Source organism: Kribbella rubisoli (genome assembly GCF_004217145.1).
In the GTDB taxonomy this organism is placed as follows: Bacteria; Actinomycetota; Actinomycetes; order Propionibacteriales; family Kribbellaceae; genus Kribbella; species Kribbella rubisoli.
Genome location: NZ_SHKR01000019.1, coordinates 289,270 through 307,016 on the forward strand (window position 1 = coordinate 289,270; position 17,747 = coordinate 307,016).

Consider the following 17,747-nt stretch of genomic DNA (forward strand, 5'->3'; position numbering starts at 1 on the left):
GCGGTCGTTCACCACCATGAGTGCATGACCGCCGTACTGCCATCCTCGTTCACCGTTCGTCCGCCGTCGAAGGAGGACGCCCAGGCGCTCCTCGAGCTGGTGTCGGACTACAACACCTCGGTGATCGGCTTCGCCGACTACACGCTGGAGGACGCGGAGGACGAGCTCACCGAGCCCGGGTTCACTGCAGAGACCGATGGGTGGTTGGTGTTCGACGGGGACCGCTTGGTCGGCTACGGCGCGGTCTTCGGTAAGGGCGACCACCGCCAGCTCGACCTGGATGTGGTGACCGCAGACCTGGCCGTGGAGACCTACCTGCTCGAGCGCATTCTCAGGCGTGCGGCGGAGTTTGCTGTGCAGTACGGGCATTCGTCCGTCCAGCTGGACGGAGGCAACTATCAGGTGGACGCCGCGCGCCGGGATCGCTTCGCCGGTTACGGTTTCGAGCCTGGCACGACGTTCCACCGGATGCGGATCGATCACGCCGAGCCGGTCGCCGTACCGGAGGTTCCGGCCGGGGTGACGGTACGGCGGGGTGCGCCGGACGAGGCGAGTCAGCGCGCGGGGCACGCCGTACTGAATGAGAGTTTCGAGGGGCAGTTCGGGTTCACGCCGCGGTCGTTCGAGGAGTGGCACGCGGCGCAGGAGAACTTCTCGGCGTTCGACTGGTCGCAGCTGACGTTGCTCGAACTCGACGGTGAGGTCGTGGCGATCCGGTCGTGCACGAGCCAGTTCGTCGGGGACGAGAACTGCGGGTACATCGGCCGGTTGGGCGTGCTGGACAAGGCGCGCGGGAAGGGGCTGGCGAAGTTCCTGCTGCGGGACCAGTTCGCGCTCGACGCAGCGGCGGGCCGGGCCGGCACGATCCTCCACGTCGACACCAACAATCCGACACCCGCCCTCGGCGTCTACCTGTCGGTCGGCATGCAGCCCACCCTCGTCATGGAGGTCCTGCGCCGCGAGGTAACCGCCGCATGACCCTTCCCGCGGGTTACACATCCCGCCCGATGGTTCTGCAAGACGCACCCGTCATCGCCGAGCAGTCCGCGGCGTACACCTCCGCCCTCCTGGGCTTCCCCAAACACAGCCCCGAAGACGTCGCCAACTACCTCCGCGACCCCGGCATCAACCTCCGAACCGACGGCTGGGTGGTACTCACCCCTGACGGCCACTTCGCCGGCTCCGCAACCGCAGTCACCACGCCCACCCACCTAAACGTCGACATCCTGAGCCAACACCCAGCCGTCCTGAACTGGCTCCTCACCCAAGCCGAACACCGCGCCGGTGGTGAGGCTGTGGTGCGGGTGGGTGTGATTCGGCAGGACCGCATGCTGCCCGATGTGCTGCTTGCGCGGGGGTTTGTGGTTGGTACCTCGGTGCAGCGGATGCGGATCGGATTCGACGGGCCGGTCGCTGCACCGTCTGTGCCGGACGGGGTTGTTGTACGGCGGGGAGCGTTGGATGAGGCGAGCAGGCGGGCGGCGCACAGCGTGTTGATGGAGGCGTTCAAGGAGCAGCCTGGGGCGTTGCCGCGGCCGTTCGGGGAATGGGTGGAGTCGCGGGAGAGTCGGTCGACATTCGACTGGTCGCAGGTGACGCTCGTCGAGCTGGACGGCGAACCGGTGGGCGTGACCGAGTGCAACGACAACTTCGTCAGCACCGACAACTGCGGGTACGTCGGCCGCCTCGCCGTCGTACCGTCTGCCCGCGGACGCGGTCTCGCAACGTTCCTCCTGCGCACCGCCTTCGCCACCGACGCGGCCGCCGGACGCGACGGCACGATCCTTCACGTCGACTCCAGCAACCCCACCCCGGCGGTCGCGCTCTACACCGGCGTCGGCATGCGCCCGGACCTGATCAGCGACATCTGGCAGAGAACGATCCAGCCGGCCTGAGGCAGCCGCGTCCCTTCAGCACAACGCGTTCACCGGTCGTACCGGCGTACACCGTCCGGTTCCCGAGCGGACTCTTCAGATCGAGCTTGAGCGTGGTCGGCGCGGGACCGGGATTGTTGCACTGGTGGCCTTCGTTCTGGTCCGGCCCGACCCCGTACCGGTACGCCGCGATCCGGACCGACCCGCCGTCCTGGGACAGGATCCGCACCACCGTGTTCGGCTCGCACGGCTCGATCGCGACCTCGTCCGGCTCGACTCCCACGATCAGCAGCGAGAGATGATCCGGATCCAGCCGCGCCGACGTCACCGCGATCTCGCCCCGGAGCAGGATCATCGTCGTACCGAGCTTGTACCGCTGCGGCGCCGGCCCGTCGACCGCGTACTTCGGCGCTTCCAGCCCGATCGTCGGCTCGGTGTCCGCTTTCGGGTAGCCGAGTACGCCGGCGACCCCGGCCACGATCACGATCGCCACCACCGCGGCCGACTGGACATACCGTCGACGGCGCAACTCGCGGGCGGCCCGCTCGAGCTCCTCGAACGGCGGCGCCTCGTCCGGCGTCCGCTCGTCGACATACTCGACCAGCTGGTCACGCATCCTCGAGCACCTGCCCGAATGCCCGCCGCGCCCGCACCAATCGCGCATTGACCGCGCCGACCGGCAGCTCCAGATCCTGAGCGATCTGCTCGACCGGCAACTCCATCACGTCACGCAGTACGACGATCGCCCGCTGCTCCGGCGTGATCCGGGCCAGCGCGGCCTCGACGTCACCAGCGGGCTCACGCTTCGGACGACCGGAGAGCCGGGCCGCCAATCGGAGCACCACCTCACGACGACGCAACCGGCCGACCATCGTCCGCACGGCGAGCCCGCGCACCCACGCCTCCGGATCCTCGAACCGGCGGATCGAATCCCAACGCCCGAGCAGCCTCGCGTACGCGTCCTGCGCCACCAGCTCGGCGTCCACGCGCGATCCCCCGATCGACACCAGTACGCCGATCAGCCGCGGCCAGGTCTGCCGGTACAGAGCGGCAATATCCGCCCTTCGGTCATCCACGCCCTCAGTGTCCCGCCGTACCCGGACCGGCGACAGAGGTTGCCTCCGGGAGATCTGAGAGATTACTCTCGAAACATGTCTCTCAGAAATCCGTACGGCGATTTCGAGATCACCGACCCGCAGGCAATGCGTGCGTTGGCGCATCCCGTCCGGCTCGCGGCGCTCAGCTACTTGCAGAGGAACGGCCCGGCCACGGCCACCCAGCTGTCCGAGCACGTCGGCGCCTCTCCGTCCGTCACCAGCTGGCACCTGCGGCACCTCGCCACCTTCGGCCTGGTCGTCGACGGCCCGCCGCCGAGCGGTTCGGACCGGCGGCAACGCTGGTGGAACGCGGTCGCCCACGGCTTCCGGTACGAGATGCCGGACACCGCGGAAGGCGTCGAGGCCGGCCGCCTACTGCGGACCGAGATCATGAACCAGGCGCTCGAGGCAGCTCAGCACTGGATCGCGGAGACCGAACCGAACCTGGCCCCCGAGTGGAGCCGGCTCGCCGGCTCGGCGAACACCCTGCTGGTCATCACCCCCACAGAAGCCGAGGCGATCGAGTCCGCGATCGAGCAACTGTTCGCGCCGTACGTCCAGCGTCGCGACGCCGACGAGGCGCCGGACGACGCGCACCCGGTCCGCTACCTCCGCATTTCCTTGCCCGAAGCAACGGACTCGCAATGAGCACGGTCTCCGCCACCAGCCTCTGGCGCGACCGCCGGTTCCGCACGTTCTGGTCCGCGCAGACGATCTCGGCGTTCGGCGACCGGGTCACCGAGCTCGCGTTGCCGTTGATCGCCGTGACGCTGCTCGACGCCTCCCCCAGCCAGGTCGGGTTCCTGACCGCGGCGGTCTGGCTGCCGAACATCGCGTCGCTGTTCATCGGCGCCTGGGTCGACCACCGCCGCGACAAACGCCCGCTGATGATCGCGGCCGATCTGATCCGCACCGTCCTGCTGCTCTCGCTGCCGGTCGCTTACTGGCTCGATCTCCTTGCCCTGGGCCACTTGTACGCGATCGCGATCCTGGCCGGCACGGCACAGGTCGTGTTCGGTACGGCGTACGCGTCGTTCTTCGTGCGGCTGGTCGAGCGCGACCAGTTCATGGAGGCGAACAGCAAACTCTCCGCGACCCACTCGATCTCGTTCATGGCCGGACCGGCGGTGGGCGGCGCGCTCATCCAGGCGCTCACTGCCCCGGTCGCGGTCGTCGTCGACGCACTGTCCTTCGTCTTCTCGGCCATCCAGATCAGCCGATTGAAGATCACTCCAGGCGTGTCCGAGGAGTCGCCCGAGCCACTCCTCCGGCGAGCTCGGGCCGGCATGCGCTATGTGCTCAAGCACCCGTATCTCAGCCGCAGCCTGGCCTGCGCGACCACGGTCAACTTCTTCAACCTGATGAGCACGGCGCTGCTGGTGCTGTTCGCGAGCCGCATCCTCGAGCTGTCCGCGGGGACGATCGGCCTGGCGTTCGGCATCGGCGCGTCCGGCGGCCTGCTCGGCGCCGTCAGTGCGTCGCCGCTGAGCCGACGGTTCGGCGCCGGCCCGGTGATTGCGGCCGGCGCAATCGTCTTCCCCACCTCGATCGCGATCGCCGCACTCGCGGACGGTCCGACCTGGGCGAAGGCGGCCGCGCTCGGTGCGGCCGAGTTCGTCGGGGCGTTCGCGGTGATGTGTTTCGACGTACCGCTGAACTCGCTGCAGGCGGCCGTGACCCACGATCACATGCGGAGCCGGGTCGCCGGTGCGTTCAGCAGCATCAACTACGGCATCAGGCCGCTCGGCGCGGTCGCCGGAGGGTTCCTCGGCACCTGGATCGGTGTCCGCGAAACCCTCCTCGTGTCCGCAGCCGGCGGCCTGCTGTCCGTGCTGTGGCTGATCGGCTCACCGATCATCCGCACCCGCGAACTGACCGGCTTGGAACCTCCCGAGCTTTAGTCGTGCACTGCGCGATCGGCAAGGTCCTCGATGTCGTCGACCTTGTTCACGGTCGTGCGGAGCGGGACCTCCTTGATGAACAGCACCGCGATCAGGGCGACCGCCGCACATGCGGCCGCGATCAGGAAGATCCGCCCGGTCGCATCGCCGTACGACTGCCGAACCAACGCCGCCAGCTGCGGCGGCAGGTGACCGACGTCGAGGAGGCTCGTGCTTCCGGAACCACCCTCCTGAAGCTTCCGCGCCGCCTCGGCACCGCCCGGACCGGCGAGCACACCGGCCACGATCAGGCTCTTCACGTGGGCAGCGAGGACCGCGCCCAGCGCGGAGACGCCGACCGCACCACCCAGGCTGCGGAAGAACGCCACGGTTGCGCTCGATGCGCCGATCTCCCGGACGTCCACGGTGTTCTGTACGGCGAGGACCAGGTTCTGCATGGTCATGCCCATACCGAGACCCATCGCCAGCATGCCGAGTCCGACGTACCAGTACGGCGAGGTGTGGTCGATCGTGCCGAGGATCAGCAGACCGACGAGCAGCAGTACGCCGCCTGAGACCAGGTACCGCTTCCACTTGCCGTAGCGGCTGATGAGCTGACCGGAGCCCGCCGAACCGAAGAACGAACCGAGCATCATCGGGATCGTCAGCAGGCCGGCCTCGGTCGGGCTGTAGCCGCGGGCGATCTGGAAGTACTGCCCGAGGAACAGCGCGCTGCCGAACATCGCGACGCCGACCGCGAGGCTGGCGACGATCGCCAGTGCGGTGGTCCGCTCGCGGACGACCTTGAGCGGGACGAGCGGCTCCTTCACCCGGTTCTCGACCATGACCGCGACGAACCCGACGAGCAGCGTGCCGCCGACGAACAGCGCGGACTGCCACGACATCCAGGCGAAGTCCGTGCCGGCGAACGTGACCCAGAGCAGCGGCAGGCTGGCCGCGATGCTGATCAGGACGGCGCCGACGTAGTCGATCCGGACCTCACGCTTGATCATCGGCAGGTGCAGGTACTTCTGCAGGATGACCAGGCTGACGACGGCCAGCGGGACGCAGACGTAGAAACACCAGCGCCAGCCGAGCCACGAGGTGTCGACGATGACGCCGCCGATGAGCGGGCCGCTGACGGTCGCAACCGCCATCACGGCACCCATGTAGCCGGAGTACCGGCCCCGCGACCGGGGTGGGATCGCGGCGCCGATGATGGCCTGGGCCAGCGCCATCAGACCGCCCATCGCGAGGCCCTGCAGGACGCGGGCGCCGATCAGGAACGGCACGGTGTGGGACAGACCGGCCAGCGCGGACCCGATCACGAAGACCGAGATCGCGACCTGGACCAGCAGTTTCTTGCTCACCAGGTCCGCGAGCTTGCCCCAGATGGGCGTGGACACAGTGGTGGCCAGCAGGCTCGCAGTGAGGACCCACGTGTACTGCGTCTGGGATCCCTCGAGGTCGGCGATGATCGTCGGCAGGGCATTGCTGACGATCGTCGAGCTCAGCATCGCCGTGAACAGCGCGGCGAGCAGGCCGATCAGGATCTCGAGGATCTCGCGGTGGGTGAGTTCCGGCGCGGCAGGCCCAGAAACGGACCCGGCCTGCCGGGTCTCGGTGACAGTCATCAGTCTCCAGTCGATTGTGTGCGCCTCACGACCTGGTTGACCTCGGTGATGGCGTGCGCGATCCGCTGCATGGTCTCTGCAGCGGCGAGCAGCGCGTCGTCGTCGAGGTCCGCCAGGGCGGCACGAAGGTGCTGGGTGTAGGACGAGTACAGGGCCTCCAGCTGGGCCTTTCCGGCTGGCGCCAGGCTGACCAGCCCGACTCGGGCATCGGCCGGGTCGGGTCGACGGCTCACCAGTCCGTCGGCCTCCAGCGCTGCTACCTGCCGGCTCACCACCGACGCGTCGACGCCGAGCTTGGCCGCGATCTCCCCGCCGCGCTGCTCGCCGCCCTTGTGCAGGATCTTGAGCACGCTCGCGTCGGACCGTCGCAGCCCGCTGTCGGGCATCAGGTGCCGGTGTTCGATACATCGCACCGCGCGGATCAGCGAACTGACCCCTTCGAGGACCTCCTGCGCCGGTGCGTCCCGCTCTACCCCCGGGACAAGGGGTTGCTGAGCTAGTTGCATAACCCAACTATATACTCAAATAGTTGGTTTCCACAACCATATCCCCAGGCTGTGGATAACCGGTTACACGGGGTGAGACCTCAGCCGAGGTCGGTGTTCAGGCGGGCGAGGAGGCGGCCCAGGTCGGCGAGGTCTGTCGGGTTCCAGCGGTCGAGGATGGCGCGGAACTCGGTCTGCCGTTGGGTGCGCATCGCTTCGTAGCGCTCGGCGCCGGTGGTGGTGAGGCGGAGCAGGCGGGCGCGGCCGTCGTCGGGGTCGCCGACGCGTTCGATCAGGCCGAGGTTCTCGAGCTGGGTGATGCCGCGGCTGACGGTCGACTTGTCGAGGCCGAGGACCTGGGCGACGTCGGAGGCACGTACGCCGGCGCCGTTGCCGGTCCCCATCTCGATCTGGGAGATCAGCGCATACCCGGCGGCGTCCATCTCGGGGTGAACGCGCCGGGCCAGTCGGAGTGACGCGGAGCGCGAACGGCGGAACAGCGCCGACAGCTCCTGCTCGATCGCCGCGACCATCTCCTCCGAGCGCTCTACCTGCATGCTCACCGGACCACGATCCCCGCGTCGCGGAGGGCCTTCTTCACATCGGCGATCCGGAAGTCGCCGAAGTGGAACACGCTGGCCGCGAGTACGGCGTCCGCACCGGCCTGGACCGCGGGCGGGAAGTGCTCCGGCGCACCCGCTCCCCCGCTGGCGATCAGCGGTACGTCGACCACGGCGCGCACCGCCTTGATCAGCTCCAGGTCGAATCCCTGCTTGGTCCCGTCGGCGTCCATCGAGTTCAGCAGGATCTCCCCCGCGCCCAGCTCGCAGCCGCGCTGGGCCCACTCGATCGCGTCCAGCCCGGCCGACTTCCGTCCGCCGTGGGTCGTCACCTCGAACCCGCTCGGCTGCTCCGCGGACCGCCGTACGTCGAGGGACAGCACCAGCACCTGGTTGCCGAACCGGTGCGCGATCTCGCGGATCACGTCGGGACGAGCGATCGCGCCGGTGTTGATGCCGACCTTGTCCGCGCCGGCCCGGAGCAGCCGGTCGACGTCGGCCACCTCGCGGACGCCGCCGCCCACCGTGAGCGGGATGAACACCTGCTCGGCGGTCCGCCCGACCACGTCGTACGTCGTCTCGCGCGATCCCGACGACGCGGTGATGTCGAGGAACGTGAGCTCGTCGGCGCCCTCCGCGTCGTACACCTGCGCCATCTCGACCGGGTCGCCGGCATCCCGCAGGTCGGCGAAGTTCACGCCCTTCACGACGCGTCCGGCGTCGACGTCCAGGCACGGAATAACTCGTACGGCAAGGCTCACGCGGAAAGGGTACCGTCAGTCACCCAGGACCCAGACGTCGTCACGCAGGAGGACGACCGGACCGTCGGGTGTCGTGGCGGTGATCGTCAGACCGTCGCCGCCGACCACGACGTCGGTGTGGACGGTCGCGTTGTTGAGCCCCAGCTCGGCTCGCTCGTCGGGCGTCAACTGCATGCCGTCGGCAACGGCGAATGGGAAGCTCTGTCCCCAGGCGATGTGGCTACCGGCGTTCTCGTCGAACAAGGTGTTGTGGAAGACAATGCCCGCCTGCGCAACCTTCGAATCCTTGTCGACCAGTGCGACCTCTCCGAGGCTGCGGGCGCCGGGGTCGACATCGAGCTGGGCCCGGACCAGGTCGGCACCGGTCGTCGCATCCACGTCGGTGATCCGGCCGGCCTTGAAGGTGAGCTGCAGCCCTTCCACGAGTTGACCCGCGATGACGACCGGCTTGGTCACCCGCGCGACGCCGTCCGCACGCCGGCGGTCGGGGCTGGTGAAGACCTCTTCGGTCGGGATGTTCGGCAGGTACGCGATCCCCGCCGGATCCGTCACGGACCCACCCGTCCAGCGACAGCCGGGCAGCAGGCCGACGGTCAGGTCGGTCCCTTCACCGGCGTAGTGGAGCTCGGTGATCTGCAGCTTGTCGAGGGCCGCACATCGCTCAGCCAGTACGGCGGAACGGTCGCGCCAGGCGGCCACCGGGTCTGCCTCGTCGAGCCGCATCGCCCGGGCCACCGCGTCCGAGAGCCGGTCGACGTCGGGTTCGCCGTACACCTGGGTGGCCCAGCCGGCGTTCGGCGCGGCGATCACGGTCCAGCGCCACCGTCCGCTCATGGCCGCCTGTTGCCGTGCGGCCATCTCCTGCTTCCGTACCGCGGCCACGCGGGCTGGATCGATCCCGGCGTACAGGCCCGAGTCCGGCGTACCGGTCAAGGCGATCGTTGCGATCCCCTCCTCCACCCAGCCGCGGATGCGCTCCAGCGACCAGGGCCGGTCCGCCGACAACGTCTCGACGTCGGAGTGGACCAGGTCCGACCGGCGTACGAGCCCGTCGGACCAGAGCACCTCCACCCACCTCGCACCGGCGACGTACGCGCGCTCGGCGACTGCCCTGGCGATCTCGGCCTGGGCGATGTCGGCATTCACCACGACGCCTTGGCCCGGTTGCACGTTCACGCCGACCCGGACGACCAGATCTGCGAAACGCTCTAGCTGCTCGTTGTTCACTCTCGACTCCCACCCATCAGGAAATTAGTTGCAGTGACACTAGTGGCAATGTAACTATCGGCTCTCCAGATCGAGAGGACCGACATGCGCACCATGAAATACCTGACCGGCGGCGTGATTGCCATGGCTCTGACCGCGGGAACGATGTTTGCCGCGCCGGCGCAAGCTCAGCGCCGGGACACGGCCTGGTCAGCCGCCTGGGCGAGCGCGATGCAAAGCCCTACAGCCGCGGACGGCAATTGGAGCCAGGCCGGGTTCGACCATCAGACGATCCGGCAGACCGTCCGGCTCAGCACAGGCGGCCGAAGCCTGCGGATCCGCCTGTCCAACCTGTATGGCACCAAGCCACTCCAGGTCACCGGCATCTCGGTGGCCCAGACCGACGTCACCTTCCGCGGCAATCGCCGTACGACAATCGCCCCCGGCCGGACAGCGACGTCCGACGCCGTGCCGATCTCGACCGACGCCGGCGAGCAACTCGTGGTCTCGCTGTACGTCGACGGCGCGACCGGACCGGCGACCTTCCACGAGGACGGGCTCACCGCCACATCCGCGATCGCCGGCAACCATCTGCACGACAACGCCCCCGGCACCGCGACCAGCCACGCCTTCTACTACCTCACCGGCGTCGACGTAACCAGCACCGCAGGAACGATCGTCACCTACGGCGACTCGATCACCAACGGCCACAACTCCACCGTCGGCGCCGACCACCGGTACTCCGACGACCTCGCGCAGCGGCTCAGCAAGACGAAGCTCGGCGTAGCCAACGTCGGCATCAGCGGAAACCTCTTGCTGCACGAGTTGCCGTGCTTCGGCGAGGTCGGCGTGACGAGGTTCCGGCGCGACGCACTCGAGCAGCCCGGCGTTCGCACGGTGATCGTCGAGGAAGGCGAGAACGACATCTGGGACAGCGAGTTCAACTTCGGCTGCGGTGTCACGCCCAGGGTCACAGCAGACCAGCTCATCGCCGGCTACCGCAGCATGATCGCCGCCGCGCACGCCCGCGGGGTGCGGATCATCGGCGGCACCATCACCCCGTTCAAGGCCGACTACATGAACCCGGACGACTTCGCCCCCGCCGAGGCGATCCGGACACAGGCCAACCAGTGGATCCGGACCTCAGGTCAGTACGACGCGGTCGCCGACTTCGCCCGGGCCGTCGGGGATCCGGCCGACCAGCAGCGGATCGACCCGGCCTTGGACTCCGGCGACCACCTGCACCCGAACGACGCCGGGTACGCGGCGATGGCCGTGGTTGCGTCCGAAGCACTCTCCGGACGCAACCAGCGGTAACTACTTCCAGGCGCGGCGTCGGCCGTCGGTGGACTTCATCGGCCGGGTCGTCTCCCAGACCCGGCGCCAGCGCGCTGCCGCGGGACCGGTCTGCGACGGGGAGGCGCCGATGGCTGCACGGCGGCGGGCCTCGTACCAGGTGGTGGACTCCTCGTCGAGGAGTGCCGAGACCGCGGCCGCGATCCGCGGCGCGAAGTCGCGGGGGCTCTCGCCCTCAGCGGCGTACAGCGGATCGCCGTACCGGACGTGCACCGCCGGGCGGCCCGGGACCGGCCAGCCGCGGCCGCGCGGCATCGCGGCGAACGAGCCCTTGATGCCGACCGGGATCACCGGCACGTCGTGCTCGACGGCGAGGTACGCCGCGCCCATCCGGAACCGCTGGATCCAGCCGTCCGGCGAGCGCGTCCCCTCCGGGAACACGACCACGTTCCAGCCGTCGGCGAGCAGGTCGCCCGGGGTCGAGCTCAGGTTGCCGCCGCGGCGCTCGATCGGGAACGTGTTGAACACGATCGCCGACCCGGCCGCCCGCCACCAGGTGTCGAAGAAGTAGTCGGCCGCCGCCGCGAACGCCGTCTTGCGGCGCATCGCGTCCGGCAGCGACAGCAGCAGCAACGGGGTGTCCAGGTGCGACGAGTGGTTCGCGACGATGATCGCCGGGCCGTCGAGCTTCAGCAGCGAGTCGAGTCCGCTGACCTGCGGGCTGACCTCGAAGTTCAGGACCGCGTTCAGCGGGCCCTTCTGGATCAGGTCGCGGACCGCGATCGCGGCCGGCGTCCGGGCCCACTTGGTCGGGAAGACCGTGGACTCCTTCGGGATCACGTACGGCTCGGCCGACCGCGGGACCTGCGGCCGCCGGCCCCACCGCCAGCCGCGCGCGACCTGCTTCACGTCACGCGCGGTGTCGCGGCCGAACTTCACCAGGCTGGTACCCATCAGCGCACGTCCGCGAGCAGGTGCGGTGGGTTGTGCAGGTAGGTGATCGACGGCGACCGGCCGACCGAGTGGCTGACCATCTCGAGCGCGTCCTGCAGCGTCGACGCGGACCGGAAGCCCATCCGCTCGACGGTCTTGCGGTTCGCGCCGACCCAGACGATGTCGCCGCAGTGGTCCAGCGCGTGCGAGATCCAGTACCACATGTAGAACGGGTGCACGCCGTGGTACGCGTACGACGTCCGGTACAGGTGGATGTACCACGGGTCCTCGGCGTACTGCTTCTCGAACTTCGCCTCGATCGTCGCCGGATCGGTGCTCTCGGCAAGCACTTCCTCGAAGAAGTCCACGTACGACGGGTGGTGCAGCTGGCTGAACTCGTAGTCGACCGGGTGGTACAGGATCACCGCGCCGTCCTTGCGGACGATCGGGTTGCCCCGGTACGAGTTGAAGTAGTACCCGAGGCCCATGCAGGCCGCGAGGATCGGGTTCATCACCGAGTTCACGTTGTACGGGCCGATGAACGGCACGCCCATGATCGCGACATCGGACTGGCCCTGTACCTCGACCAGGTGCTGGCGGTGGACGTTCTCCAGCGTCTTGTCGTGCACCGGCTCGATCTTGCCGGCGTGCACCCCGGTCAGCCCGTAGTTCGAGCGGACGTCGGTGAAGATCTTGTGCCGCAGCTTGGCCGGCGCCGCGGCGAGCGCGCGCTTGGTGCCGAGCATCGAGGCCTGGTCCTTGATCGACCACTCCCACTCGCGCTTCTGCAGGAACTCCAGCGGCCCGCCGAAGATGTCGTTGTTCAGCGTGGTCTCGATCTGGAACACCTTGACGTGCTGGGTGAGGATCTCGCCCATCCGCCAGGCCGACTCGTGCATCTTCGACCGCTTGTGGTCCATGAACGACCGCGAGTGGATCATCGTGTGGCTGTTGTGGTGGTGCTTCAGCGACTTGTACGACGCCAGCCCGATCGACGTCGACTTGTGGCCGCCGTCCATCGCCACCAGGTTCACGTTCACGTAGACGAGCAGGTCCGACTCGGCGGCCCGCTTGGAGATCTCGACGTCCTCGCCGTGTCTGGTCTGACCCAGGTGGGTCAGGTTCGCACTGTCCTCGGCGTCGAAGTTGTAGAGCTTGCCGTCCGGGAAGAACGACCGGAACACCCGCTCGCCGACGATGTCGCGCAGCTCGTTCGGGGTGAGCCGGCGGTGCAGCGCGTTGGCCGAGATCAGCTCGACGTCGTCGACGCCGGCCTGCGCGGCCAGCTCGAGCACGGCCTCGATGATGCGCTGCCGGATGTCCGGCTTCTTCATCGGCGGCAGCGGGATCGAGATGTCGTCGAACGCGATCGTCAGCCGCATCCCGGCGCGCAGCAGCTCAGGCAGCGGCTCGGACTCGATCGGGTTGAGCAACGCGTTCTGGATCGCTTCGTCGACGTCCCGCACCGGCGGCAGCGCCTCCGGCGGGTACACCACCCGGGTGCCGAGCGGGAACCGCTCCAGCAGGAAGCCCTCACCGTTGTGCACGAGCAGCGGCGGGGTCCGGTCGTCCACCTCAAGCACAAAACCTGGCCGAGACATGTCAGAACCTCTCTCGTCGTACGTTCAGCGCCCTCATGAGGCCCTCACATCGAAAGCAACCTTGACTGTTCCCAGTCGGCCGGCGGAGTGCGCGTGGTCGAGCGCCTCACGCCAGCGGTACAGCGGGTACCGCGCACCGACGATCCCGTCCAGTGGGGCACGTCCGGCCAGCTCCAGCGCGGTCTCGAACGCCGGGCGGCCGTTCGGCTCCTCCCGCGCGGACGCGTAGGTGCCGGTGACCTCCAGCTCGCGGAACCACACCGGCGACAGGTCGGCGCCGCTGGCCGGCATCCCGGACAGCACCACCCGGCCGCCTGCCTTGGTGACCCGCAGGACCGTGTCGATCGAGTCCTTGCTGCCGACCGCGTCGACCGCGACGTCCACACCGCCGAGCAGGAACTCGCCCGCGCCGAAGTCCGGCTTGAGCCGGAACGCACCGGTCGATCGCCGTACGCCGCGGAACACCTCGTCGGGCGCGACCACATCGCTGGCGCCGAACGCCCGCGCCAGTTCACGCTGCTTGGGGTGCTTGGCGACCACGGTGATCCGGCCGGCCTGCGTCAGCTCGCGCAGCGCGAGCGTGGCGAACAGCCCGACCGCACCGGCGCCGCTGACGAGCACCGACTGACCCGGCTGGACCTTGGCCCGGAGCGCGGCATGCACCGCACCGGACAGCGGCTCCACCAGGACGGCGCGCTCGTCGGACAGTCCGTCCGGTACGGCGTACAGCTGGCTGCGGTGGGCGACCAGCAGGTTGCCCCAGCCGCCGCCGGTGTCCTGGCAGAACCCGGTCTGCAGACCCGGCGCGACGTGCCCGACCGTGATCCGGTCGCACCGGTTGGTGTTGCCGGTCACGCAGTTCTCGCACAGCTCGACGCCGCGCGCTGCGCAGGTGAGCACGGAGTCCATCACGACCCGGGTGCCCTTCGGCAGGTCCTCGCAGTCGTCGAGCAGCTCGCCGACGATCTCGTGACCGGGCACGAACGGCATCGACACCACGGCGGAGAAGTACAGCTTGGTCGAACCGGTCACCATGCCCAGGTCCGAGCCGCAGATACCGGACAGGATCGGCCGGATCCGCGCCCAGCCCGGCCGCTCGGCCTTCGGCTCGTTGATCGTGACGAGGCGCAGCGGTGCGGCCGGTCCGGTCAGGATGCCGGGGATACGGCCGCCGACCGCCTTGGCCGCCAGGAACTTGGCCGGCGACCGGTACATCTCGAGAGCGAGCATCATCGAACGTTCACCCCAGGGAGCTCCAGACGGGACGACGTGGACGGGGTCTTCCAGTCGACGATCTGCCAGCGCGCGGCCCGGGCAGCCCGGAACAGCGACACGTCCGGCGAGACGGCGACCGGATTGCCGACGGTCTCCAGCATCGGCAGGTCCGAGTGGCTGTCGGCGTAGGCGTACGACTTGGACAGGTCGATGTTGGTCGTCCGGGCGTGGTGCTTGATCCACGCGGCCCGGGACTCACCGACCAGCGGCGGCCCGGACAGGAAGCCGGTGCAGCGACCGCGGTCGTCGACCGCCAGCTCGGCCGCGACGATCTCGTCGAACAGCGGCTCCAGCGGGCGGGTCAGCGGGCGGACCGCGCCGGTGATCAGGATCGTCTTGTGCCCGGCGGCGCGGTGCTCACGGATCCGTCGTACGGCGGCGCCGCTCAGCCGTTCCAGCACGTGCTCGGCGAGGATCTCGTCGACGATCTGGTTCAGCTCCTCCAGATCGGCACCGGCGTACCGGCGGTAGATCGTCCGGAGGAACGTGCCGCGGTCCTTGCGCTCGGCCGCGATCAGCTTCGGGAGCTTGCGCAGCATCGCGCCGATCTCGCCGACCCGCTGCGGGCCGTCCAGCTCGGGCAGCCGCATCCACAGGTACGTCTCGATCACGTTCGAGGACAGCAGCGTGCCGTCCATGTCGAACGCCGCGATCACCTTGGACTCCGAGGAAGGCTCGACCTTCTTCAGTACGCCGGCGGACTCGGCGAGCGCCTTGTTCCGCTTCTTGCGGACGACGTCCAGCCGGCGCATCGACTCCGTGACGCTCGGGCAGTGCAGCTCCTGCAGGTAGTACTGCCAGTCCACGATCGAGGTGTCGCACCAGAACTTCTCCCGGTCGTCACCCTCGAGCGCGTTGTGCAGCGCCAGCACGTTGTCGTCGATGAACTGCAGTTCGGCCTGCGCGTACTCGGAGTACAGATCCATGTAGCGGCGGAGGAAGTCGAGCCGGCGCTTCTGCACGTCGAGCTCGCGCGCGTACTTGCGGACGCGTTCGCTCCGCGGCACGGTCGTGATGATCTTGTCGGCGATCTTGTGGGCCTTCTCGCCGTACCGGAGCATGCTCTCGACCGAGTCGCCGCCGGGGAACTTCCAGACCGGGAGCCGGACCGCGCCACGCTCACCGAGGTCGAACGGGTGCTTGGAGAAGTACGCGCGGACGCCGGCGTACAACTGCTCGAAGGTCAACGGGTTCCGGGCGCCGGAGCTGACGTGGTAGTACTCCGGCTTGCTCAGCTCGGGCTCGGTCGCCATCACCGCGCAGATCGCGCCGACCACGTGGTCGACCGGGATGATCTCGACGACGGAGTCAGGGCTGGCCGGGAACTCCGGCAGCTCACCGCGGCCGTAGGCCAGGATCAGCGGCTCGGCCATCTTGAAGCCTTCGATCCAGCCCGGGTGCGGCGACTGCAGCGCGGACTCGATGATGGCCGGCCGGACGATCGACGTCGGCAGCTTGCCGGCGAACTCCTCGACCACGCGCTCGCCGAGCGCCTTGGTGAAGGTGTAGCAGTCGGTCCAGCCGAGGCTGCGGGCGCGCTCCGTGCCGGTCTCGACCAGCTTCTTCGCGACCCACTCGGTCCGGCGGCGCTCGGTGTCGGCCGCCGCGGTCAGGTGACCGGCGCGGCGGTGCAGCTTCTCGGCCTCCTTGCGGAACCTGGCCAGCATCGGCGCGGACCGGGACTGCTCCTCGATCCGGGCCTTCATCGCCATCCCGGCCTCGGCCTCGGTCCGCCAGTCGACGGCGTGCTCAACCGGCGCCTCCGGGATCGCGCCCCGCCGGCGGCCCGCGGTGTAAGCGGTGGAGATGTGCACGTAGTGGATCCGGCGATCGGTCCCCTGCCGGCTCTCGTCGATCCGCTCGAGCAGGCTCTTGGTGCCGAGCACGTTGGTCGTGAACGCCTCGTGGATCGGCGGGTCGAAGCTGACGTCGCCGGCGCAGTGCACGACGATGTCGAGATCTGTCGGCAGCTCCGGTACGTCGGACAGGTCGCCGTCGATGACATGGATCCGGGCCGCGCACAGCGCTTCGGCGTCGGCGTACTGCGTGCCCTCGCCGTAGAACGGCTTGAAGATGTCCTTGCGGAGCATCTGCGCCATCCGGTCGGCGCCGGACAGCGAGCCCTTCGGCCGGATGATCGCGGCCACGGTGGTGCCCGGCAGCTCGCCGATGATCCGGTGCAGCAGCGCCTCACCGACGAATCCGGTGACGCCGGTGACAAGGACCTTCTTGTCCTTGAGCTTGTCGGCCAGACTCACTTGTCGCCTCCACGCGTGAGCTCGAGTGCCTCGGTCAGGGTGAACGCGCCGGCGTACAGGGCCTTGCCGACGATCACGCCTTCGACGCCGTCCGGCACCAGCGTGCTCAGAGCCCTGAGGTCGTCGAGGCTCGAGACGCCGCCGGACGCGATGATCGGCTTGTCGGTGCGCGCACACAGGTCGCGGTACAGATCCAGGTTCGGGCCCTGGAGCATGCCGTCCTTGGTGACGTCGGTGACCACGTAGCGCTCGCAGCCGGCCGCTTCCAGCCGCTCGAGCACCTCGTAGAGGTCGCCGCCTTCCTTGGTCCAGCCGCGGGCGGCCAGCGTGCGGCCGCGGACGTCGAGCCCGATCGCGATCCGGTCGCCGTACTGCCCGATGATCCGGTCGCACCACTCCGGGTCCTCGAGTGCGGCGGTGCCGATGTTTACCCGACGGGCACCGGTGGCGAGCGCGGCTTCCAGGGAGTCGTCGTCGCGGATGCCGCCGGACAGCTCGACCTGGACGTCCAGCTTGCCGGTCACCTCGGCGAGCAGTTCGCGGTTGCTGCCGCGGCCGAACGCCGCGTCCAGGTCGACCAGGTGGATCCACTCCGCGCCCGCGTCCTGCCAGGCCATCGCGGCAGCCAGCGGATCGCCGTACGACGTCTCACTCCCGGCCTCGCCCTGCACGAGCCGAACCGCCTGCCCGTCCGCCACATCGACGGCAGGCAGCAGCACCAAATGGCCTGACCGGGGCGGTGGGGTGGAAGATGAGTCTGACACCGACATGGCCCACACCCTAGAGGGCCTTCCTGAAGGATCCGTAACCCGGACGCCCGCTGAGTCGTTCATATCCGATCTGTCTCAGCAATACCAGCTGTATTAGTGGTCCTATCATTACGCTGG

Annotated in this window: 17 protein-coding genes; 5 read left to right on the top strand and 12 right to left on the bottom strand. The window is 68.8% G+C overall.

Annotation, left to right across the window (positions count from 1 at the left end; translation table 11 throughout):
• Window positions 1–24 precede the first annotated feature (24 nt).
• Together EV645_RS41440 and EV645_RS41445 are read left to right on the top strand one after the other, a co-directional pair.
• On the top strand, window positions 25–978 hold the full coding sequence (locus tag EV645_RS41440) for a GNAT family N-acetyltransferase (protein ID WP_130450776.1): 954 nt from the start codon (window positions 25–27) through the stop codon (window positions 976–978).
• Window positions 979–1,007: 29 nt separating this feature from the next.
• Window positions 1,008–1,895, top strand: coding sequence for a GNAT family N-acetyltransferase (locus tag EV645_RS41445; RefSeq protein WP_242000990.1), 888 nt, complete (start codon window positions 1,008–1,010; stop codon window positions 1,893–1,895).
• Here the strand turns inward: EV645_RS41445 and EV645_RS41450 are convergent.
• Both EV645_RS41450 and EV645_RS41455 read right to left on the bottom strand, forming a co-directional pair.
• Window positions 1,858–2,490 (bottom strand): hypothetical protein, encoded by a 633-nt coding sequence (locus EV645_RS41450; RefSeq protein WP_130450780.1) that lies wholly within the window; start codon window positions 2,488–2,490, stop codon window positions 1,858–1,860. The two genes, EV645_RS41445 and EV645_RS41450, sit on opposite strands and share 38 nt — an antisense overlap.
• Complete coding sequence (locus EV645_RS41455; protein ID WP_198682189.1) at window positions 2,483–2,950, bottom strand: sigma-70 family RNA polymerase sigma factor; 468 nt, start codon at window positions 2,948–2,950, stop codon at window positions 2,483–2,485. The genes EV645_RS41450 and EV645_RS41455 overlap by 8 nt, the downstream gene beginning before the upstream one ends.
• A gap of 75 nt (window positions 2,951–3,025) precedes the next feature.
• Here EV645_RS41455 and EV645_RS41460 point away from each other — a divergent pair, with 75 nt between their 5' ends.
• Together EV645_RS41460 and EV645_RS41465 are read left to right on the top strand one after the other, a co-directional pair.
• Entirely contained in the window at window positions 3,026–3,619 is a 594-nt protein-coding gene (locus EV645_RS41460; protein WP_130450784.1) for an ArsR family transcriptional regulator, read from the top strand.
• On the top strand, window positions 3,616–4,872 hold the full coding sequence (locus tag EV645_RS41465) for an MFS transporter (RefSeq protein ID WP_130450786.1): 1,257 nt from the start codon (window positions 3,616–3,618) through the stop codon (window positions 4,870–4,872). Before EV645_RS41460 ends, EV645_RS41465 begins: the two co-directional genes overlap by 4 nt.
• Here the strand turns inward: EV645_RS41465 and EV645_RS41470 are convergent.
• The 5 genes from EV645_RS41470 to EV645_RS41490 all read right to left on the bottom strand — a co-directional run bounded on the left by EV645_RS41470 (window position 4,869) and on the right by EV645_RS41490 (window position 9,518).
• Window positions 4,869–6,485, bottom strand: a complete 1,617-nt coding sequence (locus EV645_RS41470; protein ID WP_130450788.1) for an MDR family MFS transporter — start codon at window positions 6,483–6,485, stop codon at window positions 4,869–4,871. The two genes, EV645_RS41465 and EV645_RS41470, sit on opposite strands and share 4 nt — an antisense overlap.
• Window positions 6,485–6,991: a MarR family winged helix-turn-helix transcriptional regulator gene (locus EV645_RS41475; protein WP_130450790.1), complete on the bottom strand. Its 507-nt coding sequence runs from the start codon at window positions 6,989–6,991 to the stop codon at window positions 6,485–6,487. The genes EV645_RS41470 and EV645_RS41475 overlap by 1 nt, the downstream gene beginning before the upstream one ends.
• A gap of 80 nt (window positions 6,992–7,071) precedes the next feature.
• The gene (locus tag EV645_RS41480) at window positions 7,072–7,527 is read right to left on the bottom strand and encodes a MarR family winged helix-turn-helix transcriptional regulator (RefSeq protein WP_130450943.1); all 456 of its coding nucleotides are present in this window, start codon (window positions 7,525–7,527) and stop codon (window positions 7,072–7,074) included.
• 2 nt (window positions 7,528–7,529) lie between these two features.
• Entirely contained in the window at window positions 7,530–8,291 is a 762-nt protein-coding gene (hisF, locus tag EV645_RS41485; RefSeq protein WP_130450792.1) for an imidazole glycerol phosphate synthase subunit HisF, read from the bottom strand.
• A 15-nt stretch (window positions 8,292–8,306) separates the two neighbouring features.
• Complete coding sequence (locus tag EV645_RS41490) at window positions 8,307–9,518, bottom strand: aminopeptidase (RefSeq protein WP_130450794.1); 1,212 nt, start codon at window positions 9,516–9,518, stop codon at window positions 8,307–8,309.
• Window positions 9,519–9,602: 84 nt separating this feature from the next.
• Between EV645_RS41490 and EV645_RS41495 the strand changes: the two genes are divergently transcribed.
• The gene (locus EV645_RS41495) at window positions 9,603–10,814 is read left to right on the top strand and encodes an SGNH/GDSL hydrolase family protein (protein ID WP_130450796.1); all 1,212 of its coding nucleotides are present in this window, start codon (window positions 9,603–9,605) and stop codon (window positions 10,812–10,814) included.
• Here EV645_RS41495 and EV645_RS41500 read toward each other — a convergent pair whose 3' ends face one another.
• The 5 genes from EV645_RS41500 to priA are packed head-to-tail and all read right to left on the bottom strand — an operon-like array spanning window position 10,815 to window position 17,630.
• A complete protein-coding gene (locus EV645_RS41500) occupies window positions 10,815–11,747 on the bottom strand; it encodes a lysophospholipid acyltransferase family protein (RefSeq protein ID WP_130450798.1) in 933 nt (310 codons plus the stop codon). It abuts the gene before it with no gap.
• Entirely contained in the window at window positions 11,747–13,300 is a 1,554-nt protein-coding gene (gene larAH, locus EV645_RS41505) for an NPN-dependent hydroxyacid isomerase, LarAH14/15/16 family (protein WP_242000991.1), read from the bottom strand. The genes EV645_RS41500 and larAH overlap by 1 nt, the downstream gene beginning before the upstream one ends.
• 60 nt (window positions 13,301–13,360) lie before the next feature.
• Entirely contained in the window at window positions 13,361–14,560 is a 1,200-nt protein-coding gene (locus EV645_RS41510; RefSeq protein ID WP_130450802.1) for a zinc-dependent alcohol dehydrogenase, read from the bottom strand.
• The gene (locus tag EV645_RS41515) at window positions 14,557–16,860 is read right to left on the bottom strand and encodes an HAD-IB family hydrolase (protein WP_130450804.1); all 2,304 of its coding nucleotides are present in this window, start codon (window positions 16,858–16,860) and stop codon (window positions 14,557–14,559) included. Before EV645_RS41515 ends, EV645_RS41510 begins: the two co-directional genes overlap by 4 nt.
• Complete coding sequence (priA, locus tag EV645_RS41520; protein ID WP_130450806.1) at window positions 16,857–17,630, bottom strand: bifunctional 1-(5-phosphoribosyl)-5-((5-phosphoribosylamino)methylideneamino)imidazole-4-carboxamide isomerase/phosphoribosylanthranilate isomerase PriA; 774 nt, start codon at window positions 17,628–17,630, stop codon at window positions 16,857–16,859. The genes EV645_RS41515 and priA overlap by 4 nt, the downstream gene beginning before the upstream one ends.
• Between the last annotated feature and the right edge of the window lie 117 nt (window positions 17,631–17,747).